The 26,750-nt window shown below is 62.0% G+C and carries 28 protein-coding genes and 1 pseudogene; 11 read left to right on the plus strand and 18 right to left on the minus strand.

All coding sequences use genetic code 11. The features are described from left to right. The first annotated feature begins 42 nt into the window (after positions 1–42). The gene (locus ABX74_RS29485; protein WP_020906270.1) at positions 43–861 is read left to right on the plus strand and encodes an HAD family hydrolase; all 819 of its coding nucleotides are present in this window, start codon (positions 43–45) and stop codon (positions 859–861) included. A 1-nt stretch (position 862) separates the two neighbouring features. Here ABX74_RS29485 and ABX74_RS29490 read toward each other — a convergent pair whose 3' ends face one another. The 3 genes from ABX74_RS29490 to ABX74_RS29500 form a co-directional block, all read right to left on the minus strand. Next, positions 863–1,750 (minus strand): alpha/beta fold hydrolase, encoded by an 888-nt coding sequence (locus ABX74_RS29490; protein ID WP_003945464.1) that lies wholly within the window; start codon positions 1,748–1,750, stop codon positions 863–865. Between the two features lie 225 nt (positions 1,751–1,975). Then, the gene (locus ABX74_RS29495; RefSeq protein ID WP_041814676.1) at positions 1,976–2,641 is read right to left on the minus strand and encodes a hypothetical protein; all 666 of its coding nucleotides are present in this window, start codon (positions 2,639–2,641) and stop codon (positions 1,976–1,978) included. Between the two features lie 122 nt (positions 2,642–2,763). Then, complete coding sequence (locus ABX74_RS29500) at positions 2,764–3,528, minus strand: SDR family NAD(P)-dependent oxidoreductase (RefSeq protein WP_003945543.1); 765 nt, start codon at positions 3,526–3,528, stop codon at positions 2,764–2,766. 194 nt (positions 3,529–3,722) lie between these two features. On the opposite strand from ABX74_RS29500, the gene ABX74_RS29505 reads away from it, so the two are divergent. Further along, positions 3,723–4,592, plus strand: coding sequence for a hypothetical protein (locus tag ABX74_RS29505; protein ID WP_144419609.1), 870 nt, complete (start codon positions 3,723–3,725; stop codon positions 4,590–4,592). A gap of 70 nt (positions 4,593–4,662) precedes the next feature. Here the strand turns inward: ABX74_RS29505 and ABX74_RS29510 are convergent, their stop codons facing one another. Genes ABX74_RS29510 through ABX74_RS29530 form a run of 5 tightly spaced genes read right to left on the minus strand, consistent with a single transcriptional unit; the run spans position 4,663 to position 10,244 of the window. Beyond that, positions 4,663–5,715 carry an acyl-CoA dehydrogenase family protein gene (locus ABX74_RS29510; protein ID WP_020906273.1) on the minus strand — a complete coding sequence of 351 codons (1,053 nt, stop codon included), beginning with the start codon at positions 5,713–5,715 and terminating at the stop codon, positions 4,663–4,665. Beyond that, complete coding sequence (locus tag ABX74_RS29515; RefSeq protein WP_020906274.1) at positions 5,712–6,677, minus strand: acyl-CoA dehydrogenase family protein; 966 nt, start codon at positions 6,675–6,677, stop codon at positions 5,712–5,714. The genes ABX74_RS29510 and ABX74_RS29515 overlap by 4 nt, the downstream gene beginning before the upstream one ends. After that, a complete protein-coding gene (locus ABX74_RS29520) occupies positions 6,674–7,834 on the minus strand; it encodes an acyl-CoA dehydrogenase family protein (RefSeq protein WP_047890347.1) in 1,161 nt (386 codons plus the stop codon). The genes ABX74_RS29515 and ABX74_RS29520 overlap by 4 nt, the downstream gene beginning before the upstream one ends. Then, positions 7,834–8,706: an enoyl-CoA hydratase gene (locus ABX74_RS29525; RefSeq protein WP_019746945.1), complete on the minus strand. Its 873-nt coding sequence runs from the start codon at positions 8,704–8,706 to the stop codon at positions 7,834–7,836. Before ABX74_RS29525 ends, ABX74_RS29520 begins: the two co-directional genes overlap by 1 nt. Further along, positions 8,703–10,244, minus strand: coding sequence for a FadD3 family acyl-CoA ligase (locus ABX74_RS29530; protein WP_020906275.1), 1,542 nt, complete (start codon positions 10,242–10,244; stop codon positions 8,703–8,705). The genes ABX74_RS29525 and ABX74_RS29530 overlap by 4 nt, the downstream gene beginning before the upstream one ends. A 55-nt stretch (positions 10,245–10,299) precedes the next feature. On the opposite strand from ABX74_RS29530, the gene ABX74_RS29535 reads away from it, so the two are divergent. The 4 genes from ABX74_RS29535 (at position 10,300) to ABX74_RS29550 (ending at position 14,249) form a co-directional block, all read left to right on the plus strand. Further along, complete coding sequence (locus tag ABX74_RS29535) at positions 10,300–11,529, plus strand: acyl-CoA dehydrogenase family protein (protein WP_019746947.1); 1,230 nt, start codon at positions 10,300–10,302, stop codon at positions 11,527–11,529. Continuing rightward, on the plus strand, positions 11,529–12,341 hold the full coding sequence (locus ABX74_RS29540; protein ID WP_029254489.1) for an SDR family oxidoreductase: 813 nt from the start codon (positions 11,529–11,531) through the stop codon (positions 12,339–12,341). The genes ABX74_RS29535 and ABX74_RS29540 overlap by 1 nt, the downstream gene beginning before the upstream one ends. A gap of 76 nt (positions 12,342–12,417) precedes the next feature. Continuing rightward, entirely contained in the window at positions 12,418–13,089 is a 672-nt protein-coding gene (locus ABX74_RS29545) for a TetR/AcrR family transcriptional regulator (RefSeq protein WP_003945807.1), read from the plus strand. 11 nt (positions 13,090–13,100) lie between these two features. Next, positions 13,101–14,249: an acetyl-CoA C-acetyltransferase gene (locus ABX74_RS29550; protein ID WP_003945727.1), complete on the plus strand. Its 1,149-nt coding sequence runs from the start codon at positions 13,101–13,103 to the stop codon at positions 14,247–14,249. A 54-nt stretch (positions 14,250–14,303) separates the two neighbouring features. Here ABX74_RS29550 and ABX74_RS29555 read toward each other — a convergent pair whose 3' ends face one another. Next, the gene (locus ABX74_RS29555) at positions 14,304–14,621 is read right to left on the minus strand and encodes a DUF4333 domain-containing protein (RefSeq protein WP_073512010.1); all 318 of its coding nucleotides are present in this window, start codon (positions 14,619–14,621) and stop codon (positions 14,304–14,306) included. 97 nt (positions 14,622–14,718) lie between these two features. Further along, positions 14,719–16,119 carry a cytochrome P450 gene (locus tag ABX74_RS29560; RefSeq protein WP_020906278.1) on the minus strand — a complete coding sequence of 467 codons (1,401 nt, stop codon included), beginning with the start codon at positions 16,117–16,119 and terminating at the stop codon, positions 14,719–14,721. Between the two features lie 95 nt (positions 16,120–16,214). Between ABX74_RS29560 and ABX74_RS29565 the strand changes: the two genes are divergently transcribed. Continuing rightward, positions 16,215–16,802: a TetR/AcrR family transcriptional regulator gene (locus ABX74_RS29565; protein ID WP_019746951.1), complete on the plus strand. Its 588-nt coding sequence runs from the start codon at positions 16,215–16,217 to the stop codon at positions 16,800–16,802. Positions 16,803–16,849: 47 nt separating this feature from the next. Here ABX74_RS29565 and ABX74_RS29570 read toward each other — a convergent pair whose 3' ends face one another. Both ABX74_RS29570 and ABX74_RS29575 read right to left on the minus strand, forming a co-directional pair. Then, positions 16,850–17,860, minus strand: coding sequence for an ABC transporter substrate-binding protein (locus ABX74_RS29570; RefSeq protein WP_047890348.1), 1,011 nt, complete (start codon positions 17,858–17,860; stop codon positions 16,850–16,852). Positions 17,861–17,941: 81 nt separating this feature from the next. Next, a complete protein-coding gene (locus ABX74_RS29575) occupies positions 17,942–18,820 on the minus strand; it encodes a bile acid:sodium symporter family protein (RefSeq protein ID WP_047890349.1) in 879 nt (292 codons plus the stop codon). Between the two features lie 132 nt (positions 18,821–18,952). Between ABX74_RS29575 and ABX74_RS29580 the strand changes: the two genes are divergently transcribed. From ABX74_RS29580 to ABX74_RS30705, 4 genes are all read left to right on the plus strand, one after another. Next, positions 18,953–19,225, plus strand: coding sequence for a DUF2277 domain-containing protein (locus tag ABX74_RS29580; RefSeq protein ID WP_003945457.1), 273 nt, complete (start codon positions 18,953–18,955; stop codon positions 19,223–19,225). A gap of 5 nt (positions 19,226–19,230) precedes the next feature. Further along, on the plus strand, positions 19,231–19,641 hold the full coding sequence (locus tag ABX74_RS30700; protein WP_047890350.1) for a hypothetical protein: 411 nt from the start codon (positions 19,231–19,233) through the stop codon (positions 19,639–19,641). After that, positions 19,617–20,651 carry an alpha/beta hydrolase gene (locus ABX74_RS29590; RefSeq protein WP_223258049.1) on the plus strand — a complete coding sequence of 345 codons (1,035 nt, stop codon included), beginning with the start codon at positions 19,617–19,619 and terminating at the stop codon, positions 20,649–20,651. Before ABX74_RS30700 ends, ABX74_RS29590 begins: the two co-directional genes overlap by 25 nt. 72 nt (positions 20,652–20,723) lie before the next feature. Next, a complete protein-coding gene (locus ABX74_RS30705; RefSeq protein ID WP_262982289.1) occupies positions 20,724–21,185 on the plus strand; it encodes a hypothetical protein in 462 nt (153 codons plus the stop codon). A gap of 204 nt (positions 21,186–21,389) precedes the next feature. Here ABX74_RS30705 and ABX74_RS29595 read toward each other — a convergent pair. The 6 genes and pseudogenes from ABX74_RS29595 to ABX74_RS29620 all read right to left on the minus strand — a co-directional run. Beyond that, positions 21,390–21,716: pseudogene (locus ABX74_RS29595) on the minus strand (transglycosylase family protein); the annotation flags it as partial. A 484-nt stretch (positions 21,717–22,200) separates the two neighbouring features. After that, positions 22,201–23,106, minus strand: coding sequence for an oxygenase MpaB family protein (locus ABX74_RS29600; protein ID WP_047890351.1), 906 nt, complete (start codon positions 23,104–23,106; stop codon positions 22,201–22,203). 24 nt (positions 23,107–23,130) lie between these two features. After that, positions 23,131–23,688: a hypothetical protein gene (locus tag ABX74_RS29605; protein WP_047890352.1), complete on the minus strand. Its 558-nt coding sequence runs from the start codon at positions 23,686–23,688 to the stop codon at positions 23,131–23,133. Then, positions 23,675–24,895, minus strand: coding sequence for an MlaD family protein (locus tag ABX74_RS29610; RefSeq protein ID WP_047890353.1), 1,221 nt, complete (start codon positions 24,893–24,895; stop codon positions 23,675–23,677). The genes ABX74_RS29605 and ABX74_RS29610 overlap by 14 nt, the downstream gene beginning before the upstream one ends. After that, on the minus strand, positions 24,892–25,956 hold the full coding sequence (locus tag ABX74_RS29615) for an MCE family protein (RefSeq protein ID WP_053062096.1): 1,065 nt from the start codon (positions 25,954–25,956) through the stop codon (positions 24,892–24,894). The genes ABX74_RS29610 and ABX74_RS29615 overlap by 4 nt, the downstream gene beginning before the upstream one ends. Next, positions 25,953–26,750, minus strand: a 798-nt coding sequence (locus ABX74_RS29620; protein ID WP_047890354.1) for an MCE family protein, incomplete at its 5' end; no start/stop codon positions are given. The genes ABX74_RS29620 and ABX74_RS29615, both read right to left, overlap by 4 nt.

Consider the following 26,750-nt stretch of genomic DNA (forward strand, 5'->3'; position numbering starts at 1 on the left):
CGTAGTTGGTGAGGGCTGCGAACGGACTGCCATCATTGTCTGGTGACCCGCATTCGTATGTTCGCAACCGACCTCGACGGCACCCTGCTGCGCTCCGACCGAACGATTTCGGCGCGCACCGCGCAGGCCATGGAGAACGCGCGGCTCGCCGGAATCGAAGTTGTGTGGGCGACGGCCCGCGCCCGGCATTCGGTACACACTTTGGCGAACTCGTGCGGATTTCGCGGTAAAGCTGTGTGTGCCAACGGAGCTGTGATTCTCGACCTCGCCGACGGGACTCCGGAGATCGTCGACACCGTCTCGATCGAAATGTCCTTGGCTGCAACGGCGATGGAGCAAGTTCGCGCACTGGTTCCGGGCGTCGTGTTCGCGAACGTCGGACCCACTCAGTTCTTTGCCGAGCCGGAGTATGCCGCTCTGTGCGAATTCGCGGACCATCACCGGCACCTGCACGAGATGGTGCTCGCCGATACCCTGCCGCTGGACGTGGAGCCGATGGTCAAGATCGTGGCCCGGCATGCGGAAGTTCCCAGCGCCGACCTGTACCGAACAGCGGTCGCTGCGGGCATCGAGGGCGTGGAGTTGACCCACTCCGGCGCCCCGTACATGGAAATGGCCGCGGCGGGCGTCTCGAAGGCCAGCGCTCTCGCGCAGTTGTGCGCGATCGACGGCATCGACGCGTCGGAAGTGGCGGCAGCCGGTGACGCCTTCAATGACGTTGCCATGCTGACCTGGGCCGGAACGGCTCTGGCGCCGGCCAACGCGAGAACCGAGGTCATCGAGCTCGCCGACCGAATTCTGCCCACGAACGACGAGGACGGCGTGGCGAGCTATCTCGAAGAATTGGTTGCGGGGCGCTAGTTCAGCTGCTGACGGCCTTGGGTCCGGTGCCGATACCGACTCCGCAGTCCGTCATGAATTCGGAGAAGACGCGGTCGAAGCGATCCGGGTAGTCAAGGTGCGGGAAATGTCCGGCGCGCTTGAAGATCTCCACCCGCCCCAGCGGTAGTTCGGCGCGGGCGTTCTCGGTGTGGGCGTTGGGGATGATGGTGTCTTCCTCACCCCACACCAGTAGTGCCTGCAGATTCTTGAAGTTGGCGAAATGCGGAGTGGCATTGACGGTTTGACCGTTGTAATTGATGACCGATCGTGCCGTCGCCAGAAATGCCTGACGTGTCGACGCGTCCGATACCGAAGCGAAGCTCTTACGAGCCTCGCTCGCGCTGGCACCGAGCTTGAACAGGCCGATCTTGTTGAAAAGTCCGAGCGCTTTGTCGGTCACGTCGGTCAGCGTCCTCGACGCGAGGACGGGAAGTACCAGTTCGCTGCCGGGCAGTGTCGCCGCGCGCAGGAGTGGGCTCACCTCGGGGCCGAGTCCACCGCTGGCTACCAGGCACAGCCGCTCCACCCGGTCGGGGAACAGATACAGCGTCTGCATCGCGATCCCACCACCGAGGGAGTGGCCGACCAGGGTGGCCGACGGAATGTCGAGGGCTTCGAGGAGGTCACGCACAGTGGCGGCGTGAGCACTGAGTGAATAGTCGCCGGCAGGCTTGTCCGACGCACCGTGTCCGAAGAGATCAGGGGCGATCACGCGGTAATGACGCGAGAGCGTCTCGATCTGCGGTTCCCAGTTGGAGTGCGCGCCCAGCAGGCCGTGAATGAGCACCACGACGGGGCCACTGCCTTGGTCGACGTATTTGAGCTGGTCGCCGTGCAATACAACCGTCTGTAATTGGTCGGTTGCCATGATTGAACCTTTCGGAGCCGCCAGTGTCTGTGGCTGCTCGCGTGTTGTCGGACCGCACCCGCCCCGACGCGGATCCACGGGTATTTGTGACCGGGAGTAACCCCAGTTCCCTCAGTATGCCCATCGAGGGGGTCGATGTCGTGGCCATCGGGCGTGTTGTGACGAACCGTGAGCCGTCGGCTGAGGGGAGACGTACAACTCACCGCCGCGTGTCGGTGCCGTTGATCAGGTGAAATCGACCAGTTTGCCGAAGGTGAGGTTGATGTCCCACGGTGTGACGCCCCACGTCTCGATCGCTGAAACCGCGAAGATTCCGGCAGCCTCGATGGTGTCCTGTGAGGCTGGTGCCGACACCGAAACGCCGGTTTGGTCGCTCGGAACCTCCGGCCAGACGCCTGTGCCCACGGGTGCGGGGTTTGCCTCCATGACTGCGTTGGCCAGGCCCGATTCGTCGACGGTCGTGAAGAGGCAGTTCGGCTCGTGCGGAGAATCCCACCCGCCGAGTTCCGCGAGCCAGAATTCGCCGCGTCCAGCAGCGGAGATCGCGATGGACGCGAGTACCGATTCGAGATCTTCCCAAGCGTCGCCGGTCGGGGCCGACGCGTCGGTGAGCTTGAACGGTGCGGCGAGGGCAGTGCTGTCCGGGGACGCGAAGCGCGGCTGCACAGTGAGGGTCTGTGTCTGGGTATCCAAAAACGCAACTTCTCGGAACTTGTTGTCCGGCAGAGCAGTACGAGCTACGAGGCCGCGTCCAAGCAGTGCGCCGAGCGCCTCGGGATCGTCGACGCTCCACAAGCGGGTCTCGTCCTCGGACCAGGTGCGAATAATTCCGCCGACGACAGGACTGATCAGCACAGGCTCGAGGTTCGTACTGCCTGTTGATTCGCTCACCGCTGGCTCCCCACCGCACTTCGTACCGTCGGACGGGTTCCGGGCGGCTAGATAAGTATGCCGCCTCACTGCTGTGCGCCTTTATTAACCGCCGGGGGTTAATAAAGGCGCACAGCAGGGGATCACATATGCGTGCCGCCGTCGATGCGGATTTCCGTTCCGGTGACAAACGATCCGTCCTCGGAAGCGAGCATCGCGATCACGCCGGCGACCGCGGACGGGGGCGCGAAACCCTCACCGATTGCTGGGGCCAGCTTGCCGAGCAGCGTGAAGTCGATGTCGGCCGGGAAGCCGGGATCGGACGTCATGCCCGAAGCGATGCTGCCGGGTGCGACGGCCACGGCGCGAAGACCCTGCTTGCTGTACTCGAGTGCAAGTGCGTGCGTGAAGGATTGGATTCCACCCTTCGACGCCGCATATGCCGTCATGTACGGGTGGGCGAAGGTCGCCGAGGTGGAACTGAAGTTGACCACGACGCCTGCTCCACTTTCGAGCAGTGCCGGCAGGGACTCCCTCGTCATGAGAAACGTTCCGGTGAGGTTGACCCCGATGACGGTGTTCCAGAAATCGAGTGTCATCTCGTGGGTGTGCGCGGAGCGCAGAATGCCCGCCGCATTGACCAGCACGTCGAGCCCGCCCAGAGCCTTGATCGCAGCGCCGACCTGTTCGCGAACAGACTCTTCGCTGGAGATGTCGACCTTCACCGTGGTGAGGCGATCGGAGTGGCCGGCGTCCTTCGCGGCGTTCAGCGTCTGTTCGAGGCCGGTCTCGGAAATGTCGGCGGCGACGACGGTGCCTCCTTCTGCCAGGATGCGGGCAACGGTGGCCTGGCCGATTCCGGACCCTGCGCCGCTGATGAGGACGCGCTTGTCGTCGAATCGATTCACGAGAAAACTCCGGTCTGTGAGATGGACAGCTGTCTGGTGACCGATTCTGCGCTACCGGAGGGTATGAGACAGCGGAATGTTCCGCTCAGTGGGTGACTGCTACTTGCAACTGGCTTACTCAGGCGCAGTTGGTCGAATACATTCAGACCGGTCGCAATAGGTTGGCCCATTGAACGCGAGAATCGGGGAAACAAGTGTCGCTTCCGCAGTTGACTTTGGACGAGGCTCTTCTGCTCGAATTGCTTTCTTCAAACGGAGATACCCTTGGTAACGGCAAACTTAGGCAGAAGGCAAGTTTCGGCAAAGAGCGGTATCGAACTGCTGCAAATTCTTTGGTGGACAAGAACCTGGTCCGTAAAGCAGGCGGCCGGGGTGGGAGCGTGGTTCGGGAATCCTCTACGAAAGACCAGGACGCCGACGCGTCAGTTACGACGCTGACCGTGCCGTTCAGGATCCGAGAATTGAACCTCTACGCACCGATGGTCGATGTGCTGCGGGAGCTTCCACTCCGCAAATCCGGAGTGGCGCCACTGACGGTCGACGACGTCGCTAATCAAGGTAAGCGAAGCACCGGCGGTACGTGGTCACGCTCAGATCTTGTGACAATCTCGGTACGTAGATTCGACTACGTACCTGGAATCTTTCTGGAGGCCACAACCGTTGAGGTGAAGCCTTTCGATCAAGTCAATGTCACAGCGGTGTACGAAGCGCTTGCGCATCGTCGGGCCTCGACGCACGCCGTTGTCGCGTTCCATATCCCCACGTATCTCACGGATGCACTCAAGAGACCGCTTCGAGAGGTTCGCACAGTTGCCAGTTCTCACGGAATTGGGGTAGTTACCTTCGCAGATCCTGGAGATAAAGCGACTTGGCGAGTGCGTGAAGAAGCTGAACGGTTCGAACCGGATCCGGTGAGACTGAACAAGCTGATAGAAAAGCAGCTTTCGACCAGCTCACGGGAACGGATTGCAATCGAACTGAGGCGGAACATGCAGTTTCAGGAAGTCTCACCATCGAGTCTGTCAATACCCGAGAACGGGTTGGTCGCTCCTGCCGAGAGCTGAAGTCTGTTCGACACCGAACGAGACGGTGCTTGTTCGCCCGGGATTGCGAGCGAACAAGCACCGACGTCTCCTAGAGGCCCGCTGCCTGCGCGAGGCTCGGCAGGTAGGTGCTCGGCTGTCCGAAGAGCTGAGCGCTGCCGTGTGCACGCTTGAAGTACAGCTGAGCGTCGTGCTCCCAGGTGATTGCGATTCCGCCGTGCAACTGAACTGCTTCGGAGGTGATCTGCTGCAAGGCTTCCGAGCAGTACACCTTCGCTACCGCCGCGTCGTCCGCCGACTGCGTCGCCACGGCGGCGTACGTCATCGACCGCGCCGTCTCGACCAACGTGTACATGTCGGCCATCCGATGCTTGAGGGCCTGGAAAGAACCGATCGCGCGACCGAACTGCTTGCGCGACTTGGTGTATTCCACGGTCTGTTCGACGATCGCTGCGGCCGCTCCGACCTGTTCAGCGGACAACGCGATCAGAACGACGGTTCGGATGCGATCGACCAGATCTTCGGACCACTCCAGTGGCCGACCACGAACACCGGAGAACGTGACCTCCGCCAGCGTTCGCGTCGGATCCATGGTGGGGACGCGTCGGCGGGAGACGCCCTCGGCCGCGGGATCCACTTCGTAGAAGCCGTCGGCCGTGAGAACGAGCAGGGTGTCCGCAATGTGTCCGTCGAGGACGTACGACGCCGTACCGATCAACGCATCCTCGGTTGCCTCGACGCCGAAGGTGCTCCAACCCGCAGCCCCTGCCCAGCACAGGGCGAGCGTGCTCTCTCCGGACGCGACACCGGGCAGCAGTCGCGAGCATGCGTCGTCGTCACCGGAAAGCAGCAGTGCCTGTGCGGCAAGAATCGCCGAACCCAGCATCGGTGAGGGGGTCAGCGTGCGGCCCAGTTCCTCCTGGACCACATGTACCTCGCCCAAACCTGCTCCGACGCCGTCGAACTCCTCCGGAATCGCCAGCGCGGCGACGCCGATCTGCTCGCACAGCTTGCTCCACAACGCGGCGTCGTAGCCGATCTCGGTGGTGATGGCAGCGCGGACGGCAGCGGAGTCGGAATGCTTGCTCAGGAGATCGCGTACCGACGCACGTAGTGCTGCCTGGTCTTCGGTGTCGATGCTCATGATGCAACCAGCGCTTCGACGACGCGCGCACGATGCTCGGACGGTGTGCCCCAGGCGGTGAGCAATGCTCGTACCTTGGTGAGCCACAGTGAGAGATCGTGTTCCATCGTGTAGCCGATGGCGCCGTGAACCTGGAGTCCGACGCGGGCGGCCTTGTAAGCAGCATCCCCGCACGCGACCTTGGCGGCGGAAATGTCACGCGAGGCGTCGGCCGACTGATCGCGAACCGACAGAGCGGCACCGTGGAGCAGGGGGCGAGCCATTTCGAGCGAAACGGCAACTTCTGCCAGGTGGTGCTTCATTGCCTGGAACTGTCCGATGACCTTGCCGAACTGCTTGCGCTGCTTCGCGTATTCGGTGGTGACCTCGAGCAGTGTCTGGCCGAGACCTTGCAACTGCGCGGCAGTGGCAAGAGCGCCCATGTCGAAGGCTGCGGAGAAGTCGGCGGAGCCCAGCGATTCGCCGGCGGAAACCTCGTAGAGCTTGCGGGAGAGATCCACCGATGCCTTGGCTTCGCCAGGGACGCCGAGTGAGACGGTGCCGTCCTGCGCGAGTAGAACCAGATCGACCGCATTGGCGTCGAGCGCGAACGGTGTGCGCGGGGGAGCGGCGACGGTTGCCAGCGAACCCTCGGCGAGAGCAGAGAGACGTTCCGGTGCAACGGAAGCCAGGAGCGTCGGTGCTACTGCGATGGTCTCGACGACCGGTCCGGGTACTGCGTGCCGACCGAGCTGTTCGAGTGCAACGACCAGGTCCACGGCGTCGGCGCCGAGTCCGTCGTGTTCTTCGGATATGACGAGGCCGTTGACGCCGGTCTCGGCAAGGCGCTGCCAGAGCTTCTTGCCCGGCTCGGTGTCACCGTCGTTCCACGAACGGATGACGGAGGGCATGTCGGACTTGGTCAGCAGTGCATCGATGCTTGCAGCGAAGTCCTGGTGGGAGGAGTCGAGCGCGAATCTCATCGGTCCGCCTTCGGTAGGCCGAGCAGACGCTCAGCGATGACGTTTTTCTGAATCTCGTTGGTGCCTGCGTAGATCGGGCCGGACAGGGAGAACAGGTATCCGTCCATCCAGTTGTCGGCCAGCTCGGCTTCAGGGCCCTGCAGTTCGAGAGCAGTCTCGTGGGTGGCGATATCCCACTCGGACCAGAAGACCTTGTTGATCGAGGACTCGGCGCCGAGTCGTCCACCGTCGGCGAGACGGGTGACGGTACCGAATGTGTTGAGCTGGTAGGCGCGAGCGCCGATCCAGGCGTCGGCAACCTGGTTACGCAGAGCGCTGTCGTCGGTTCGTCCGCTGGACTTGTACAGCTCGAGCAGTCGGTCGACGGTGGCGAGGAAGCGGCCGGGGCTGCGCAGCGAGAGACCACGCTCGTTGCTCGCGGTGCTCATCGCGACGCGCCAACCTTCGTTGACGTTGCCGATCACACCCGACTCACCAGGGTTGGCCGGGTCGTCCGGCACGAAGACGTCTTCGAGGAAGATCTCGGCGAAGCCGGGCTCGCCGTCGAGTTGATCGATCGGGCGAACGGTGACGCCCTTCGAGCGCAGGTCGAACATGAAATACGTGATGCCCTTGTGGCGCTGCGCATCCGGATCGGAGCGGAACAAGCCGAAGCCCCAGTCGGCGTAGCTTGCGCGTGAGCTCCACGTCTTCTGACCGTTGAGCAGCCAGCCCCCGTCGACCTTCTTCGCACTCGAACGCAGGCTCGCGAGGTCGGAACCGGATTCGGGCTCGGACCAGGCCTGGGCCCAGATGTCGTCGGCACGAGCCATGCGCGGCATGATGCGAGCCAACTGCTCGGCATTTGCATGCTCGAACAGTGTGGGAGCCAACAAGAAGATGCCGTTCTGGCTTACGCGCCCGGGCGCGCCAGAGCGGTAATACTCCTCCTCGAAGATGACCCATTCGAGCAGGGACGCATCGCGTCCGCCGAGTTCCTTGGGCCAGGACACGACGGCGTAGCCGGCGTCGGCGAGAGTGTGCTCCCACTGACGGTGCTCTTCGAAGCCTTCGGCGGTATCCATCGACTTCAGGGGAGTGGCGGGCACATTCGCCTCCAGGAACGAGCGGACCTCGTCACGGAATGCGGTTGTGGCGTCGTCGAATACGAGATCCACTAGTTTGTTCCTTCCTGCGGTGCGCGAGCACTGGCAGCCATGGCTTTGGCGTCGAGACCACCAAGCGAGTCTTTGCCGACCTCGGCGTTGTGAGCGTGAGCGAAGTGATGCAGACCGAAGACGGAGTCGATGCCGTTACGCATCCCCATCTGATCCTCGCACTGGTTGACGGCCTTCTTGGTCAAAGCCAGTCCGAAGCGCGGCATCTCGGCGATACGCCCGGCGAGCTCGAACGTCTCCTTCTCGAGATCCTTGCGGGCGACGACGCGATTGACCATGCCGATTTCGTAGGCGCGTTGCGCGGTGAATCGATCGCCGGTGAAGAGCATTTCCTTCGCGAAACGTGAACCGACCATCCACGGGTGCGCGAAGTATTCGACGCCGGGGATGCCCATGCGGACAACGGGATCGGAGAAGAAGGCGTCGTCGGCCGCGACGATCATGTCGCAGACCCAGGCGAGCATGAGCCCACCGGCTATGCAGGCGCCTTGGACCATCGCGATGGTGGGCTTGGGGATCTCCCGCCAACGGCGGCACATGCCCAGGTAGACCTCCATCTCGCGGGCGAAACGCTGGTCACCGCCTGGCTTGTCGACGTGATCCCACCACATGGTGGCCTTGTTCTCGTACTCGACGTGATGGTCGCGTCCCGGAGTTCCCAGGTCGTGTCCGGCGCTGAAGTGAGGTCCGTTGCCTGCCAGGACGATCACCTTCACGTCGTCGTCCTCGACGGCGCGCTGGAATGCCGCGTCGAGGGCGTACGTGACCACCGAGTTCTGGGCGTTGCGGTAGTCGGGTCGATTCAAGGTCACGACGGCGACCGAGTCACGAACCTCGTAGGTCACGACGTCGGCTTCGAAGGGAACGGTCATGATTGTTCCTCGCGCAGAACCGTTTTGAGGACCTTGCCCGAGGGGTTACGGGGCAGGTGATCTACGAAGCGCACCTCGCGGGGCACCTTGAAGCCTGCGATCTTCTCCTTGAGGAAAGCGATCACCGACTCTTCGGTGAGGCCGGCACCGTCGAGTTGGGCGATGTAGACGCGGCCCACCTCTCCCATCCGGTGATCGGGGATGCCGATGGCAGCAGACTCGTGGACGCCGGGCAGGCGAGCCAACATGCCCTCGATCTCGGCGGGGTAGACGTTGAATCCGCCGCTGACGTACATGTCTTTCAGGCGGTCGGTGATGTCGAGATAGCCACGCTCGTCGAGGGTTCCGACGTCTCCGGTGTGCAACCAGCCGTCGGCGTCGATTGCCTTGGCGGTGGATTCGGGGTCGTCGAGGTATCCGAGCATGACGTTCGGTCCACGAAGCAGGATCTCACCCTGGTCGCCGATCTTGACCTCGAAATCGGCTGTCGCGCGGCCGGAACTGGTGGAGACGGTGACCGGGTCGTCGTCGGTGCGGCACATGGTCGCGACCACTGCCTCGGTCAGACCGTATGCCGTGAGGACGGCGTCGAAAAGCTCTGCCTGCATGCGCTCGACGAGAGCAACCGGCACGGGTGCTGCGCCGGTGATCGCGATGCGGAGCGAGGACAGGTCGTATTCGCTGCGGCGGGGGTGATCGAGAATGGTCTGGTAGATCGTCGGGGCACCGGGCAGGATGCTGATCTTTTCGCTGTTGACCAGCGCGAGGGTGTCGTCGATGTTGAAGACGGACACCGGCACGATCGTCGCGCCGTTCAGCAGGCAGACCAGGATTCCGGCCTTGTACCCGAAGGTGTGGAAGAACGGGCTGATGATGAGGAAGTTGTCGTCGGTGGTGACCTCGGCGCATTCACCCCACGACTTGGCGACAGCGATGGACTGACGATGCGCGGTGATCGCGCCCTTGCTGCGTCCCGTGGTGCCGGAGGTGAAGAGGATGTCGCTGACGTCGTCTGGCTGCACCTTCGCAGCACGCGCGTCGGCTTCGGTGCGGGCGGCGTCGGTGGCGAGTGCGAGGAAGTCCTCGAACTCGATGACGCCGTCGCGGTCGTCGTCCCCGTCGATCGGTACCTGGATGACGGTGGGGATCGACAGGTCCGGGTTGGCGTCGAGCAACTGCTGATAGCGATCGGCCTTGAGGAACGTGCCGACGACCACCAAGGCCGCGGCGTCGACGCGCTCGATGATGTCGAGAGCTTCGGTGCCGGTGTATCGAGTGTTGATCGGGATGATGGCCGCGCCGGCATATTGAGCGCCGAGCAGGGCGATCACCCAGTGATACGTGTTGGGCGACCAGATGACGACGCGATCGCCCGCCTTCACCCCACGGTTGATCAGCGCGCCGGCGAAATCGCGGACACGTTGATGTAGCTGTGCGAAGGTCAGTCGGGTGTCGCCATCGGCGATAGCCGCGCGCTCACCGAACTCCTCGGCGGCCCGGATGAGGGCTGATGGGATGGTTCTCGGTTGTTCGGTCACTGGACTCCTACCTGACACGCTACCTAGCAAGTGCTTGGTAGGTTATCTTACATATGTGGACCAGAGCGAGAGCCCGGACGGGCAGATGACGGACGACGAGTTTGCGGCCACGGTCGCGCAGTGGTTGGCCGAGAACTTGACGGGCAAATTTGCCCAGCTCAAGGGTAAGGGCGGCCCCGGCAGTGAGCACGAGTTCTTCGAGCAACGACTCGAGTGGGACAAGCACCTCGCAGCCGCAGGGTGGACGTGCCTCGGGTGGCCGAAGGAGTTCGGCGGGCGGGGAGCAAGCATCTCTCAGCAGGTCATCTTCCATCAGGAGTACGCGAAGGCCGGTGCGCCCGCTCGCGTCAGCCACATCGGTGAAGAGTTGCTCGGCCCGACGCTGATCGCGTACGGAACCGACGAGCAGAAGCGCCGATTCCTTCCTGGAATCAACACGGTCAGCGAACTGTGGTCGCAGGGCTACTCCGAGCCTGGCGCCGGTTCAGACCTCGCGAACGTCTCCACCACCGCACGCCTCGAAGACGGCAAGTGGATCATCAACGGCCAGAAGGTGTGGACCTCACTGGCTCACGTCGCGCAGTGGTGCTTCGTGGTCTGCCGCACCGAGGTGGGCTCCAAGCGTCATCAGGGCTTGAGCTTCCTGCTGGTCCCGTTGGATCAGCCTGGTGTGACAGTTCGGCCCATCCAGCAGCTCACCGGTACGTCGGAGTTCAACGAGGTCTTCTTCGACGACGCCGTCACCGACGCCGATCTGGTGGTCGGGGAACCTGGCGAGGGCTGGAAGATCGCGATGGGGCTGCTCACCTTCGAGCGCGGGGTATCGACGCTCGGACAGCAGATCGGATTCGCTCGCGAGCTCCAGGGCGTCGTCGACCTGGCGAAGGCCAATGGCAGTGACCAGGATCCGCACATTCGCGAGAAGATCGCTCGTGCCTGGGTCGGACTGCGTGTGATGCGCGCCCACGCGATGCGTACTCTCGACGCGGTCGACGCCGGAACCGGTGGCGGAGAAGCGTCCGTCGCAAAACTGTTGTGGGCCAACTGGCATCGTGACCTGGGACAGCTGGCGATGGACGTGCAGGGTGCGTCGTCGTTGGTTGCACCGTGGGCGGATTCCGAAGGCAATGCCTCGGACATCACCGACCCCGAGCATCTCGAACTCGACGAGTGGCAGCGACTCTTCCTCTTCACCCGCGCCGACACGATTTACGGCGGTTCCAACGAAATTCAGCGCAACATCATTTCCGAGCGCGTGCTCGGTCTTCCCCGAGAGGCTCGTTAATGTCTGACACCAAAGCCGCGTCCCCGCTTTCCGTTGCGCCCGAGGAAACCCCGGGCCACGGACTGCTCGTGGGCAAGAAGGCGATCATCACCGCCGCAGCCGGAACCGGCATCGGCTTCTCTACCGCGCGCCGGGTGCTTCTCGAGGGCGGCGACGTTCTCGTCTCCGACTTCCACGAGCGTCGGCTCGGCGAGACGGTGGAGAAGCTGAAGGCCGAGTTTCCCGGCCAGCAGGTCGAGTCCATCATCTGCGACGTCTCCAGCACCGAGCAGGTCGACGCGTTGTTCGTCGGCGCGGCCGAGAAGTTGGGACGTATCGACATCGTCGTCAACAACGCGGGCCTGGGCGGCGAGACACCCGTCGTCGACATGACGGACGATCAGTGGGATCGCGTTCTCGACATCACCCTCAACAGCACCTTCCGTTCGACGCGTGCCGCGCTGCGGTACTTCAAGAGCGTTCCCCACGGCGGTGTTCTGGTGAACAACGCGTCCGTTCTCGGTTGGCGGGCGCAGCATTCCCAGGCTCACTACGCCGCAGCCAAGGCGGGCGTCATGGCACTGACTCGGTGCAGCGCTATCGAAGCCGCGGAGTACGGAGTCCGTATCAACGCGGTCTCGCCCTCCATCGCGCGTCACGCGTTTTTGGCGAAGGTCACCAGTGAGGAACTGCTCGACCAGTTGGCTTCCGGCGAGGCCTACGGCCGCGCCGCGGAGGTCTGGGAGATCGCAACGGTCATCGCGATGCTCGCCAGCGATTACTCCACCTACATGACCGGCGAGATCGTCTCCGTTTCTTCGCAGAGGGCCTAGCGTCCCCGTGCGCGGTTAAGGAGTCCCCGGACTCGCTGACCGCGCACAGGGGAAGGCCCTGGATAGGATTGAATACATGACGCCACCTCGAAATTCCGACGAATCAAACGGCAAGTCCGGGCGCCGCGACGAGCTGCTCGAGATCGCGGCGGGGCTGTTCGCCGATCGCGGAGTGCGCGCGACGACCGTCCGCGACATCGCCGACGCCGCCGGGATCCTGTCCGGCAGCCTGTATCACCATTTCGATTCCAAAGAGTCGATGGTCGACGAGATCCTGCACCAGTTCCTCGACGAACTCTTCGGAAAATACCGCGAGATCGTCGCGGCGGGGTTGGACAGTCGCGCGACGCTCGAAGCGCTGGTGGTGACTTCCTACGAGGCCATCGACGCCTCACATTCGGCTGTGGCGATCTACCAGGACGAGGTCAAGCACCTCGTCGGGAACGAGCGCTTCGCTTACCTGGCCGAGCGCAACACCGAATTCCGGGACCTGTGGGTCGGCGTCCTCGAAGCCGGCGTCGCGGACGGGACCTTCCGTTCCGACATCGACGTCGAGTTGGTCTTCCGATTCATGCGAGACACCGTGTGGGTCGCGGTTCGCTGGTACCGCCCGGGTGGATCCCTGTCGGCTCACGCCGTCGCGGCTCAATATCTCGCGATCGTGCTCGACGGGCTCTCCGATCCGGCTACAACTTCAGACGCTATTGCTGAATCAACTTCAAGAACTATTGCTGCACAACGAAACTAGGAGCTAACGCTATGTCCGAGGTTTACATCGTCGACGCCATTCGCACACCGATCGGCAAGAGGGGTGGCGCGCTGTCCGGCGTGCACCCCATCGATCTCGGTGCGCACGTCGTCAAGGCACTGGTCGAGCGCACCGGTATCGATCCCAGTGACGTCGACGACGTGATCTTCGGTTGCGTCGACGCCATCGGCGGCCAGGCCGGCAACATCGCCCGTATGTCCTGGCTCGCAGCGGGATTCCCGGAGCACGTTCCCGGGGTGACCGTTGACCGTCAGTGCGGTTCGAGCCAGCAGGCAGTGCACTTCGGCGCTCAGGCAATCCTGTCGGGTACCGCGGATCTGATCGTTGCCGGCGGCGTTCAGAACATGAGCCAGATTCCGATCTCGGCAGCGATGATCGTCGGTCAGCAGTACGGATTCGACACGCCGACTTCGGGTTCGGTCGGTTGGACCGAGCGCTACGGTGACCAGGAAGTCTCGCAGTTCAAGGGCGCCGAAATGATCGCCGAGAAGTGGGACATCAGCCGCGAAGAGCTCGAGAAGTGGGCCCTGCAGAGCCATGAGCGCGCCAAGGCTGCAATCGCCGCGGGTCGCTTCGACAACGAGATCGTTGCCATGGGCGACGCGACTGTCGACGAAGGACCCCGCGAGACCAGCCTCGAAAAGATGGCGACGCTCAAGGTTCTCGTCGAAGACGGCCGCATGACTGCAGCGGTGGCCAGCCAGATCTCCGATGGTGCGAGTGCGCTGCTGCTGGCGTCGGCGGAAGCGGTGGAGAAGTACAACCTCAAGCCCCGTGCCCGGATTCATCACCTCAGCGCTCGCGGCGACGACCCGATCTTCATGCTCAGTGCGCCGATTCCGGCCACGAAGCATGCTCTCGCGAAGGCCGGTCTGAGCATCGAGGACATCGACATCGTCGAGATCAACGAAGCTTTTGCCCCGGTCGTCCTGGCCTGGATCAAGGAGATCGGCGCAGATCCGGCCAAGGTCAACGTCAACGGCGGCGCGATCGCACTCGGTCACCCGCTCGGCGCGACTGGCACCAAGCTGATGGCGACCCTGCTCAACGAACTCGAGCGCACCGGCGGTCGTTACGGCCTGCTGACCATCTGTGAAGGTGGCGGCACCGCAAACGCGACGATTATCGAGCGGCTCTGACGCCTTGCTGTGCGCCTTTATTAACCGCCGGCGGTTAATAAAGGCGCACAGCAGTTAGTTGTTCGGCGCATCCGCAACCTTGATGTCGAAGTTCGCACTTTCACCGTCAACGCTGGTCACGGTAGCTGTGACGTCGTATTCGGTGCCCTGCTCGGTCAGGATGCACGTGATCGATGCGCCGACTTCTGCGTCGAGGTTCTCCGGACACGTCACGTCGTCAGGCGGCTCGCCGATCTTCTCGGCGAGTTGAGTGGAGATCTGACTTGCGACTTCGGACTTGTCCACTTGCGGCGTCCCGACGCTTGCCGAGCAAGCTCCCGTGGCCAATGCCGCGGAGAGCAAGACGATTCCAACTGCAGGCCTCTTTGTCATGTGAACTCCCAGGGTGCGCCGGTGCTCGCTGCTGCCACCTCAGGGATTACCGCATTCGGGACTGTTCAACCGACTTACTCGACGCCGTTTGCCGAGCTCAGCGTCGGCGGACCGTCAAGTTGAAGCCTTCGGGCATCAGGGTGAGCCGTTCGGCCACCTTCAACTCGTAGTCCGGATCGGCTTCGATCGTATATTTCTGCAAGATGGTGCCCAACACGAGGACCGCTTCGTGAATGGCGAATTGTCTTCCGATGCAGGCGCGTTCACCTGTTCCGAACGGCTTGTACACGTGCGCCGGCCTGGCCTTGATGTTGGCAGGTAGGAAGCGATCCGGATCGAAAGCCTCGGGATCGTTGCCCCACACGGGATCGCGATGAAGTGACGGGATGAGCACGAGCATCCAATCGCCCTTCTTCATCGGATACTTGCCGACGAGCGTGGTGTCTTCGAGCGCCGCACGGCCGTAGGCGGGAGCGGTCGGCCACAGACGCAGCGATTCGTCGAGGACGCGTCGTACGTATCGAAGTTTCGCGATCTTCTCGAAGGCGGGCTCCTCGCCCTCCCAGACCTTGTCGACCTCGGCTTGCGCCTTGGCCAGCACGTCAGGGTTTCGTGACAGGTAGTACAGCGCGAACGACAACGCGCCGGAGGTGGTTTCGTGTCCCGCGACGAGGAAGGTCACGACCTGATGGCGGATGTTCAGTTCGTCGATACGGTTGGGATCGTTTTCGCGTGCCGCCCGCAGCATCAGTTCGAGAAGATCTTCGGGCCCCGGTTCGGTACTTGTCCGCCGGGCACGGATCACCTCGTCCACAACCTCGGCCATGTACGCCTTGCGGACCTCGTCACGTTGATCGGCCCGACGTGCGAGGACTCGCCCCAGGGCCGTCGACTTCAAGAACGTCGTGCGTTGTGAATGGGAGAGAGCGCCGACCATCGCCTTGACGAACGGGTGCTGCTCTTCACGTTCGAAAGAGTCGAACGAGTAGCTGAATCCAGTGCGTCCGATGGTCTCCAACGTCAGCTTGGTCATGTCTGCCGAGACGTCGATGGGGGAGTCGCTGTCACGACTGTCCCAATGATCGACCAGCTCGCCGGCCACGTCGAGCATGGTGCGGTGGTACGAGCGCATCGCAGTCTGGCTGAACGCCGGGGCCAGGAGATTGTGCGCCTTGCCCCAGTTGGGTTCGTGGTTGTACGCAGTGAACAGTCCGTCGCCGCCGATTCCGCGGAGTGCTTTGACTCCAGGCGCAAGGTGCTTCGCGAACCGGGACTCGTCGGACAGTTCTGCCACCATGTCCGCGCCCGAGGCGAAGACGAAGCGATTTCCCAGGACATTTCTCTCGAAGATCGGGCCGAGTTCGCGCCCGATGCTCACGGAGTTCTGCAGCGGCGTCCGGATATTGATCCCGAGGACGTCCCCGAGGACTGGCAGGCGCCATGCCGGATGCGGAATCCGAGCATCGGTCGTCGCCTCTGGAGTGGTGTCGACGCTCATGGTGTGTCCCCCGGGTGAGATCGCTTACTGAATTGGTGTCTAGTACGCAAAGTACGCCTTACTGAATCGGTGTCAAGTAGTAATCTGACTTGTCTATGGTCGCACCACGAAAACGCCTGGACCGAGAGCAGCGGCGCACGCAGTTGCTCGACATCGGCGCGCAACTTTTCGCCGATCGTTCGTACGAGGACGTCTGGATCGAAGAGGTCGCCGAGATTGCGGGCGTCTCGCGCGGGTTGATGTACCACTACTTCCCGACCAAGCGAGACTTCTTCGCCGCAATCGTCGAGCGCGAATCGCAGCACCTGCTCGAGGTGACCGCACCGGACGCGACGCTACCGGTGCGCGAACAGGTGGCAGCCGGGTTGGACGCCTACTTCGCGTACGTGAAGTCGCACAGCAGGGGAGTACGCGCCATCAACGTGGGGACGCTCTCCGCCGAGGCCGGTATCCGAGCGATCGTCGAACGCGAACTCGAACAGCAGCAGATTCGAATCCTCGACGCACTGGAATTCGAGGGGGAAAGAAGACAGCTCGCTGCCGTCGCAGTTCGGGGATGGATCGCATTCGTCCGAGCTGTCTGCCTCGACTGGCTCGATCAACCTTCCATACCGCAGGAAGAGTTGAGAGTGATTTGTCTGCGGACCCTCTCCGGAGCGTTGGGCATCGACCTCGAAACGTGAAATGCCGACCGCGTGGGAGCGGCCGGCATTTCCACGGACAAGTCTGATCAGTCGAGCGTCGAATAGAGATCGTCCCAGCCCTTGGCTACGTACATGTTGGTGTAGATGGATCCGTAGTACGTACTGCCGTGCAGAACGGTGACGTTCCCGGCCTGCACAGCCGGAAGTCGTTGCCACAACTTGTTGTCCGAGAGCTGATCGAACGTGGTGTCGCTGCTGTCGGTGACGGATACCATGAACGCGTCGCAATCGCGAAGGCGATCCATCTCCTCGATGCTCAGTCGCCCCTGATTGTCGAAACCGGTTGTGTTCAATGTTCTTCCACCGATGTCAGCGAGCGTCATGTCGGTGGGCTGGCGATTCTTCTTACCGGTTTCCTCCGACACGGGCAGGCTGTCGATGTAGATCGTGGCCTTGTCCGGACTGTAGGACAAACTCGCGACGGTCTTTCCCGCGATCGCCGAAGCGTGTCGAGAGCGGATGTCGGTGATCAGAGCGTCGTAGTCGGTGATCAGGCGATCCATGGTGGGTGTTCGGCCCAACCAATCGGAGAGTCGCGTGAGATTTTCTCGCCACGTCTGCTTCGATTCGGTTGTCAGGACAGGAGCGATGGCTTGGAGTTTTGCAGCGGGCCAGTACTCGTTGTCGGCGTTGACGCAGATGATGAGATCGGGTGCGAGTCCGAGGATCTGCTCCAGATTGGGCTTGTCGCTGAGGTATTCGGCCGAACCGTCGACGGGAACCCACTCGGTGGCGGGCGAGATGTTGTATCCGAAGACCTGTAGCTCCAGGGCAATAGCGAGCTCGAGGTCGGTGCGTGCGTCGACGGCCAAGACCCGCTTGGGGTTGGTCGGTATGTCGTAAGTTCCCAACGGTGTGGTGACGGTGCGCATTTGAGTGTCGTCAGATGTACCCGAACCGTCACTCGAACTGCAGGACGACAGAAGTGTTGCTACTGCTGCCATCCCGGCTCCGATGCCGAATTTGCGACGGGTCAGTGCGTCGACTAGCTCTTGCCAGGCGCGTTCGTCCAGCACGGTAGGTGTGGTGGTCAGCATTTTTCGATACCCTTCGGTCTGAGTCCGTGTCGATCGTAGGGTCGGCGATACCAGATCACCTATATCGAAAACCGCCTGATATTAGTCGATTTCGGCCATTGTCCGTGACTTGCGGGTGATCGTTGCGCCGAAGGCGGCGGCGAGCGGGAACATGAGAACGCCGTACACCGCAGCCGGCACTGCCAATTGCACGTTGCCGAGGAGACTGACGGCGATGGTGATCGCCAACGTGCTGTTGTGGATGCCGATTTCCATGGAACTGGCGATGGCCTGACGATCCTCGATACCGAAGATGCGGGGAACGATGTAACCGATCGAGAGGCTCAGCAGGCAGAACAAGGCAGCAACGACGCCGATGTCGACGAGATAGTCCGCGATGTTCTCGCGCTCGGAAATAACCGTTCCGACGATCACCAGTGCCAGAACCACCGCAGATCCGATGCGGACGGGCTTGTCCATCCGCTCGGCAAAGGCGCTCGAGCGCAACCGAACCCACATTCCGAGGGCGACAGGAATCAATACGACGGCAAAGACCTGAAGCACCTTCGTGAACTGAAGCCCGAGGGTGCCGTCCGCGTCCTCGGGTTCGAAGTAACCCAACGCGAAGTTGGTGATCAGGGGGAGAGTGACCACCGCTATCACCGAATTGACCGCTGTCAGTGTCACATTGAGAGCAACATCGCCGCGGAACAGATGGCTGAACAGGTTTGCCGTCGTGCCGCCCGGTGATGCGGCGAGGAGCATCATGCCGACCGCGAGCAGTGGGTCGAGGTCGAACAACGTGACCAATCCGAAGGCCGCGGCCGGGAGCAACAACAACTGACAGATCAGGGCGATCGAAACGGCCTTCGGCGCTTTTGCCACGCGGGCGAAATCTCCGACTGTCAGGGAAAGCCCGAGGCCGAACATGATGATGGCGAGTGCGGCGGGTAGGCCGACGGAGGTGAGTGCAGAGTCCATGAGTTAGTGGCTACTTCCAGTCACTGGGGGAATTTCACTGAAACTACCGTGATGCCCGGATCTGCGTGGCAGTTTGGATACATTGGTGTATCGAACCGTGACGGCGTCGGTGAGCAGGGTTATCGTCGAATTATGTGCCGAAACATCACTGAACTTCGTGGACTCGAGCCCGCTGCTACGCCCGAGGAGATCGAGGCCGCCTCTCGCCAATACGTACGTAAGGTGAGTGGAATAGCCAAGGTGTCCGACGCGAACCGAGACGCTTTCGAACAGGCGGTGCGTGAGGTGACCGAAACGACGACGCGCCTGCTCAGCGCATTGCCGCCTCGCAGACAGCCACCTCAGACCGTCCCGCCGTTGCGTCGTCCGGAAGTGCAGGCGCGGATCGCTGCTCGTTCGTCCTGACCCGAGTGGATCTCACAGATATCGACATATGGGACGTCGAACCGTTGGATCAGCTGTCAGCTGGGCTGGAGGGCGTTCTGGTCGCTCATCGTGTCCGCGACATCCGGCGACGGCTGGATACGCTGCGCAAAGAGGCCGTCGCCGACGACTTGCATATTCGTCAGGACGGAACCGTTTCTGCCGTTGCGCCCATCGCCGACGGTCACCCGCTCCACGTGCATGCCCAGTTGCTCGAGATCGCGGTGCGAGAACTGATCGGTGAGGCACTGCTGGTCAGCGCGGATCTTCATCATGCGTTGTCTCTGCGGTCTCAGGTCGGCACCGACCTCCGTGACAAAGCTGTGCGTGTGGGGGAGGAGTGGCGAGCGTTCAGCCCTGATCGCAGCGTCAGATGTTGCGTCATGCACCCGGCCTGATCGCCAACCTCGATGGAATTCCTTCTGCGGTTCGCAGTCCTGCCAATCTCGATCGAATTCAATCGGAACGAGCACGGCTGCAAGATGATTCAGTCCGAATCTCGCAAGAACTCCACCGTGAGTTCTTCGGCGGCAGACTGAGTAACACAGGGGCGGGCCAGTGGTACGCCGAACGCAAACTCGAGGATCTGGACGCGCTCGACGAGTTGTTTCGCACCGAAACTTGTCGACGGTTACTGCTCATGGACATGCGCTCGGGTGAACGCGGCTTCGCGGCAATCGCGATCGGTGATCCGGACACAGCGGATCACATCTCCGTGACGATTCCCGGACTGAACACCAACGTCAAGGACTCGATGCGCGGAATGGTCGGCGAGGCAACACGATTGCGAGCCGAGGCGATGCGCCAACTCGAACTGGCCGGCCGAAAGGAGAGCGTGGCCACCATCGCCTGGATCGGATACGACGCGCCACAGGTGATCGGGCCGGGAAAGTTCGACATCGGTCGGGCCAGCTTCGACGTAAGTCGATCGTCCAAGGCAGGCATAGCCGCCGACGCATTGGGTAGCTTCTTTCACGGTCTTCGTGCTGCGTCGGTCAACGACCGAGTCCATATCACCGCGTTGGGTCACTCCTACGGATCGCTTGCGACTTCTCTTGCGCTGCAACGCGGGGCAAGCGCAGCGGTCGACGACGTGGTGTTCTACGGTTCACCCGGCGTGCGGGCCAAGGTGGAGTCGGACCTCGGTATCGCCGACCGCCACGTCTACGTCATGAAAGCGGAAGGCGACAGTATCGCAGGGTTCGGCCGTTTCGGTGGCGATCCGACGCGCACCGAGTTCCACCGATTGTCCACGGCCGAGGGGATCACCCCGGACGGTGTCAAGCACGAGCGGGCTTTCGGTCATGCGGAGTACGCGAGAACCGGGGACAACGGAGAACTGCGGATGTCGGGTTACAACCTCGCGGTTGTGGTTGCCGGACTGCCGGAGTTGGCCGTTGTGGCCTGACCTGCTGACTTGCTCTACCGATTCATCGCACCCGGGGGCGGGCTGACGGTCTGGTGTCCTCCGGGCGGAGGCTTGGAAGGAGACGAAACCCCGCCCGAGGCGCTCGCGCGCGAATTGGACGAGGAGATCGGCTTGCGTGACTACGGGGCCGCCACCCATGTGTGGCATGAGGAGATCCATGATCCGACGATATTGCCGGGTTGGGACGGTGCGATCAACGACTACTTCCTCGTGCCGGTAGCGGCCGCACAATGGTCGAGAAGTGTTCGGGCCACGCGATTTACCCGACCGGTTTGCACGCCTGGTCAAGGATGGATCACCGAGTTCGCTGGAACAGTTTGTTCGGGCACCATGAGGGCCGCGAGGCATCGCCGTATTCGAGCATTTCGGCATCGAAACACGGCTAAGCTGGGGTTATGGAGCACTACGTGCGCAAGGAGCCCATCCCGTACGCGTCTACGGCTGCGCCGGTCAGTTCTCACAACCGGTTGGCAAGAACGGCCCAAAAATTGTGGATGGCTCTCCGAGGGCTGATGCGTGATCGGAAGGCGAGTCAGTACACCTCGCTCGCACCGCGTCATCCCGACGGATCACGTACCGCCGTAATGTCTTTCAACAGCAGCGGCGGAGGGGCTGGATCGGGCGGGGCATGAAGGTCGCTAGTACGACGCTGCCCGGGGTCCGTCGAATTCTCGACGAACACCGGGCAGTGACGCACTACTTGGGCTGGGCTCAGCGGAGGTACTGTCCGCAAACCGGCCACGCGCCGGCACCCTGACCGGCAAGGACGTTTTCCGCGACGCGGACCTGTTCTGCCTGGCTGGCGTTGGCGGCACTGCCGGCTCCGCCGTAGGCTTCCCACGTGCTCTGGCTGAACTGGAGGCCGCCGTAGTAGCCGTTTCCGGTGTTCGCGGCCCAGTTGCCCGAAGATTCGCATTCTGCGACACCCGACCAGTCGTGGGTGGCTGCGGATGCGGTGCCGGCGCTCAGTCCGAGGGCTCCGGCTGCGAGGGCTCCGGCTGCGGCGACAGAGGCAAGGGCACGGGTAACGGTGGTCTTGGTCATTTTTGGTAAATCCTCTCGAGTCCCGCCGACGGAGGACGGTGACCGTCTCAGCTCCGCTCCCACCACTAGGAATGTTGTCGAGTCCGAACCGCGGGGTGGGACGGGCGGTGGCGATTCGGTAATGCCCGGTTGATCGGGCTGTCACCAACCATAAGAGATGATTACGGATTGGTCACGGGTCGGCGTGTTGACGCATGTTTGTGCAACAGAAATGCATCAAAGAGTGTTTTCCCAGGTCGCGTGGCGATATGCCACCTCTCTCGGCGTTACATAATCGAGATAAAGTGTGATGCAAGTCACTGGAAATGCGTCTTGATGGCGTCGGTATGTGGCGAATGTGGCGCTCGATCGGCCGGTTTTGTCGATTTTCCGGCCCCAGTTCTGGTCACACAGGAGGCTGTGTCGAACCGCGATCTATTGTCGACCGACCGCCCCGATTTACCTGTGGGGCAGCAGAATTGAAAACGAATTACGCGCTGCTGGCTCAGACGAGATTCTTGCTCGTCTTAATCCGACGACGAATGTCGCGCATCTGTATGGTGTTGCCGGCCTGACGAACGGAGCGTGGGATGAACCTGTTGACGAACGACACGAAAATGAAGAGGTGTTCGAACCGGCGGCGGTCGTCTTCGGTCCACTCGAGGTCGAGTTGGTCGCGGTAGATCGGTGGAAGGAATCCGACCGTCAGGAACCGCAACAAGTTTCGGAATGCCAGGCGTATCGGCCAAGCGATCATCTGTAGATTGACCAGGTCGATCAGATACTGCTTGGTGCGTTCGTCGATCACGACGCGTTCGCAACCGAGGTTCCAGTAGCGCTCGAAGTCTGCGCGTGTGGCCGGCCACATCTCTTCGGTGACCTGCAGTGTCGTTCCCAAAGTCGATGCGGACTGATAGAACGACTCCGCCTGTTCTTCCGACATCTTGCCGTGCAACAACTGATGACTGTCTTCGAAACCGATGAACAGGCAAGCAGCAACCCATAATTGGAGTTCGCGATTGAAGGCGTTGTACTTGACCGGGCTGTTCGCATCCGACTTCACATGTCGGTGTACCGAATTCACGGCCTCGCGGTAGGCCTTTCGCTCTTCCTCGTTGCCCAGGATCGCGACCGTCAGGTACTGCGTTGTGGTTCGTGCGCGCTTCCACGGATGCGCTGTCAGAGCACCAGATTCGACCTTGCTCTCCATGACGCCGTACGCCACCTCGGGCCAACCGAGTTGCAGGATAACGTTGGCAGCGGCTCCGGCGAACGACCAGAAATCGAGTGCGTCGGTGATGTGTGCGGGTTTACGTGCCCACCGCCTACGCTCCGCCGTGATGGTGATGCGTGTCTGATCGGTCCGAAGAGACGACTCGGACTTTTCCGAATCCAGATAGTGAGTGGGCATGGATCTTCCTCCGCGCGTGGTGAGTTACTTGGTCTCGACGTTGCTCACGAGCCACCGGTCGTCCGAGCGGACCAGGGACACGACCATGCGGTACTTCTGCGTGTTTCCCTCTGGCGCTGCGACATTCTTCGCTTGTTGGTCGACGAACACGAGCACCTTGGCCGACGAATTGTCCAGCGATTCGATGCCGACGTCTGTCGCCGTTGCGCTCGCCTGGCCTTGCCCCCCGGCGACGACTTCGCGCAGTGAATCGACCATCGTTCGGTAGGTGCCGGCAAACTCGTCGGTCGACATCGAGGCGATGCTGTCTTTGTTGGCATCGAGGTTCTGATAGTCGAAGGAGGACATGATGGTCGAGTAACCCCGCGCGGTGTCCAAAGCCTCCTGCCGCAGCGTGTCTTCCTGATTCGCCGAGTACATCTGGAATCCGAGCACCACCAATGCTGCGACCAGCGCTACCGCTATGAGTGAGATCAGTGCGTTGCGTGGCTCCTTGAGGCGGCGAAGTAGCGACGGAGAAGTCGGATGTTCGGCCACCTCGGCTTCAGCCTCGTCGAGTAGTGCGTTGTCACCGTGTGCCATTTCCCAGTCCTTCCAACATCAATCTCCAGTAGTTCAGGGCGTCGACTCCGGTGGGGACGAGAATCGGATCTGCGACGACGGGCGGTCCGATCGGCGTACCGGGGACCGTCGAGTTCTGCAATCCGAGGTCGTTCGGGCGCGGAGCATTCTGTGCTCCGCGTTGGACGAGGTCGTCGGCGGGGGGACAGTACATCGCCAGACTTGGACTGGTGGGAGACAGATCGCCGACCTCACGCCTAGGGGTGTCGTAGTTACAGACCGGCCCCTGTGTCGCAACCAAGGCAAAGTCGGCGCGATCGCCTTTGACGATGGATGCCAGTTTGGCGAGACCTTCAGGAATCGTGACAAGCCCGGTTTCGAGGGCGTCTGTGCGGTCGGAGATGATCGGTGCGACAGTGACGAGATTGGCCAGGACCGCTCCGAAAGTGTTGTGGTACTTGTCGAACAACTGTTGAGCGCTGTTCAGGGCGGCGGGCGAATGATCGGTGAGGTAGATCAGCACCGGAGCGTTGGATTCGAGTTGTTCGGTGAAGTTCTTGGCAGCCGCCATTCCTCGGACGAACGAATCCGATTGTGTCGCCATGGAGTCCACCAACGTGGAGGTTCGCGACAGCAGCGCGGCGAGTTCGGTCGACTGGTCGTTCAACTGCGCGGACATGGTCCCACCGTTGTCGATCATCGTCGCCAAGCTCGGGCCGAGCCCGTTGAACGAATTCCCCAGTTCGGTCCCGATGTCGCTGATCGCTTGCGGATCAATCCCTTCCAGGACACCGGACGCCTGAAGCATCAACTGGCTCATCTGGACCGGTTGCTGATCCGCGGGCATGGCGATTTCGTCGCCGTCCCGAAGATACGGGCCGTGGTCTGTGTTGGGATAGATGTCGACATTCTGAATTCCGGCTGCGGTCCCCATCGTCACCTTGGCGACGCTGTCGGTAGGTATCTCGGTGTTGTCGTTGAGTGAGAGTTCCACCCGAGCCGAGCGGGTGCCTGCGTCGAGTTCGACTTCACTCACTTTCCCCACCTGTACGCCGCGATACGTGACGACCGTGCCCTTGGTCAGCCCGAAGGCGTCGGACATGTTGGCGTGCAGCCGGATTTGGCCACCGAAACCCTGAGGGCCGACCACGTAGACGATTCCGAAAGGGATTACCACAGCAGCGATCAGAGCGAACAGGACAAGTTGAACAAGCGCAAGGCGACTCAACGCAGACCTCCTTGAAGTAGATCGGTGAGAGTTCCCGCCGGTGTGATCGATTGACCGGCCATCCCGCCGCTCCAGAGCTTGTCGATCGTTCCCGGAATATCCAGGGCGCCGTCGAAAACGAGGTAGTCACCTTGGACTGCACTGGTGAAGTTCTCGAGCAGTCCGTTCATATTCGCCAGTGTCTGACCGATCTCCGAATTGAACGAATCCAGAGTCCCGACAACGGTCGACGCATCGTGCAGCATCGCGTCGAGGCCGTCGGGTGACGAGTCGAGGATGGTGTTTGCGTTGGTGGCGAGCTGAACGGTCGAGTTCAACAGGCTTGCAATCTGATCCTTCTGTCCCACGAGAATCGACACCACCTGTGGAACGGAATCGAGGTAGTTGTCGACGACGTCGCGTTGGCCGGCCAGTTGGGAGGAGACCCGGGCAGCGAGGTCGACGGCCTCGTCGAACTCGCTGCGGTGACTGCTTGCCTCTGCCATGAGCGAGGTCAGGGTGTCGGTCAGAGAACGAACTTCACCGGAGCGCCCGGAAAACGCGGTGTTCAGCTCGCGCACCACGGTATCGAGTTGATCGATGCCGCTTCCGGTCAGAACCGTACCGAGCGTGGCAAGCGCACTTTCGACTTGCGGACCGATCTCGGTGCGAGACTCCGGAATTGTGTCGCCGTCGCTGAGCATCGAGCCGGACGGAACCTCCGGCACCAATAGTCTGATGAACGGGTTGCCCAGTGCGGACGGGAGTTCGACGGATGCTTCGACGTTGTCCGGCAACGGCGTCGCGGCGTCCAGACTCAGCGTCACATCGGCTCCGACGACGTCGGCGGACAGCGCGGATACTCGGCCAATGACTTTCTGGCCGCTGCGGACGTCTGCCCCCAACACCAGGCCGTCGGCGCCGGCCAGCTGCAGCGCCACGTTGTACGCATCACCGTCGGCCGAACGACCCAGGGGTAGGTCTTGAATGCCTGCGCTACAGCCGCCGAAGGCGAACACGGCCACAGAACCCACACCGATGATCACGATACCGGCGACTATTCGAACCGATTGCCGCGTCAATTGCCACCTCCGGGGACGGCTCCGCCGGAAATCGCGGAGGCGATTCCGAGCGGATCAGAAGTGCTGAGGGGGAAGGAAATCGGATTCGTGAACCCGGCTCCGGTACAGATCGGCAACTTGTAGGTGTCGCACAGCGGTTTCGCAACCGCGAACTGAGTCAATGCAGTCGAGACGTTGAGCCGAATGCGCCCGCGCTGATCAGGACCGATTGTCTGGGAGAGGTTCTGCATCATCAACGGCACAAGGTCCATGAACTCTGCGAGGCCGGGTTGTTTGGCAGCCAGAGTGTCACCGAGAACTCGCACGTTGTCGGTTATGGCACCGACATCATCGCCGTGAGTTGTCATGAAACTGTTCAACTGGTCGAAGACCACCTGCAGATCCTGCAGAGGCTGTGAGATGTCCATGTTCTGGTTCGCCCACTGATCGCCCAATGTGCCGAGGTCACCGACAAGTTCGTCGAGGCTGACCTGCCTCGCGTCCAGAGCATTCATCAAGGTATTGAGATTGTCGACGAGGGCACCGATGTCTTCCGACCGAGCGCCGACAACTCCGGTTGCCGTGCTGAGGTTGCGAATTGCGGTGTTGAATTGATCGCCCTGACCCTGCCATCCGGCAGCGCCGCGGCTCACGAGATCGCCGAGATTGCCCCCATCCCCGGCAAATGCGTCGGCCAAAGTGCTGACGCTTCCCATCAAGCCGTCGAAATCTATGGGGGAGTGGGCACGTTCGATCGGAATCTGGTCGCCGTCTTTCAGCGTCTCTCCGCCGGTGTAAGCCGGGCCGAGTTCGAT

It is taken from the genome of Rhodococcus sp. ARP2 (assembly GCF_001029585.1).
GTDB classification, from domain to species: Bacteria; Actinomycetota; Actinomycetes; order Mycobacteriales; family Mycobacteriaceae; genus Rhodococcus_F; species Rhodococcus_F erythropolis.

What these genes read in the sequence shown, in the direction of transcription:
- ABX74_RS29490 (WP_003945464.1), bottom strand. Translation starts at nt 1,750, where the DNA reads ATGGCAACCGACCAATTACAGACGGTTGTATTGCACGGCGACCAGCTC.
- ABX74_RS29510 (WP_020906273.1), bottom strand. Translation starts at nt 5,715, where the DNA reads ATGAGCATCGACACCGAAGACCAGGCAGCACTACGTGCGTCGGTACGC.
- ABX74_RS29515 (WP_020906274.1), bottom strand. Translation starts at nt 6,677, where the DNA reads ATGAGATTCGCGCTCGACTCCTCCCACCAGGACTTCGCTGCAAGCATC.
- ABX74_RS29525 (WP_019746945.1), bottom strand. Translation starts at nt 8,706, where the DNA reads ATGACCGTTCCCTTCGAAGCCGACGTCGTGACCTACGAGGTTCGTGAC.
- ABX74_RS29540 (WP_029254489.1), top strand. Translation starts at nt 11,529, where the DNA reads ATGTCTGACACCAAAGCCGCGTCCCCGCTTTCCGTTGCGCCCGAGGAA.
- ABX74_RS29545 (WP_003945807.1), top strand. Translation starts at nt 12,418, where the DNA reads ATGACGCCACCTCGAAATTCCGACGAATCAAACGGCAAGTCCGGGCGC.
- ABX74_RS29550 (WP_003945727.1), top strand. Translation starts at nt 13,101, where the DNA reads ATGTCCGAGGTTTACATCGTCGACGCCATTCGCACACCGATCGGCAAG.
- ABX74_RS29555 (WP_073512010.1), bottom strand. Translation starts at nt 14,621, where the DNA reads ATGACAAAGAGGCCTGCAGTTGGAATCGTCTTGCTCTCCGCGGCATTG.
- ABX74_RS29560 (WP_020906278.1), bottom strand. Translation starts at nt 16,119, where the DNA reads ATGAGCGTCGACACCACTCCAGAGGCGACGACCGATGCTCGGATTCCG.
- ABX74_RS29565 (WP_019746951.1), top strand. Translation starts at nt 16,215, where the DNA reads ATGGTCGCACCACGAAAACGCCTGGACCGAGAGCAGCGGCGCACGCAG.
- ABX74_RS29570 (WP_047890348.1), bottom strand. Translation starts at nt 17,860, where the DNA reads ATGCTGACCACCACACCTACCGTGCTGGACGAACGCGCCTGGCAAGAG.
- ABX74_RS29575 (WP_047890349.1), bottom strand. Translation starts at nt 18,820, where the DNA reads ATGGACTCTGCACTCACCTCCGTCGGCCTACCCGCCGCACTCGCCATC.
- ABX74_RS29580 (WP_003945457.1), top strand. Translation starts at nt 18,953, where the DNA reads ATGTGCCGAAACATCACTGAACTTCGTGGACTCGAGCCCGCTGCTACG.
- ABX74_RS29590 (WP_223258049.1), top strand. Translation starts at nt 19,617, where the DNA reads ATGTTGCGTCATGCACCCGGCCTGATCGCCAACCTCGATGGAATTCCT.
- ABX74_RS29600 (WP_047890351.1), bottom strand. Translation starts at nt 23,106, where the DNA reads ATGCCCACTCACTATCTGGATTCGGAAAAGTCCGAGTCGTCTCTTCGG.
- ABX74_RS29605 (WP_047890352.1), bottom strand. Translation starts at nt 23,688, where the DNA reads ATGGCACACGGTGACAACGCACTACTCGACGAGGCTGAAGCCGAGGTG.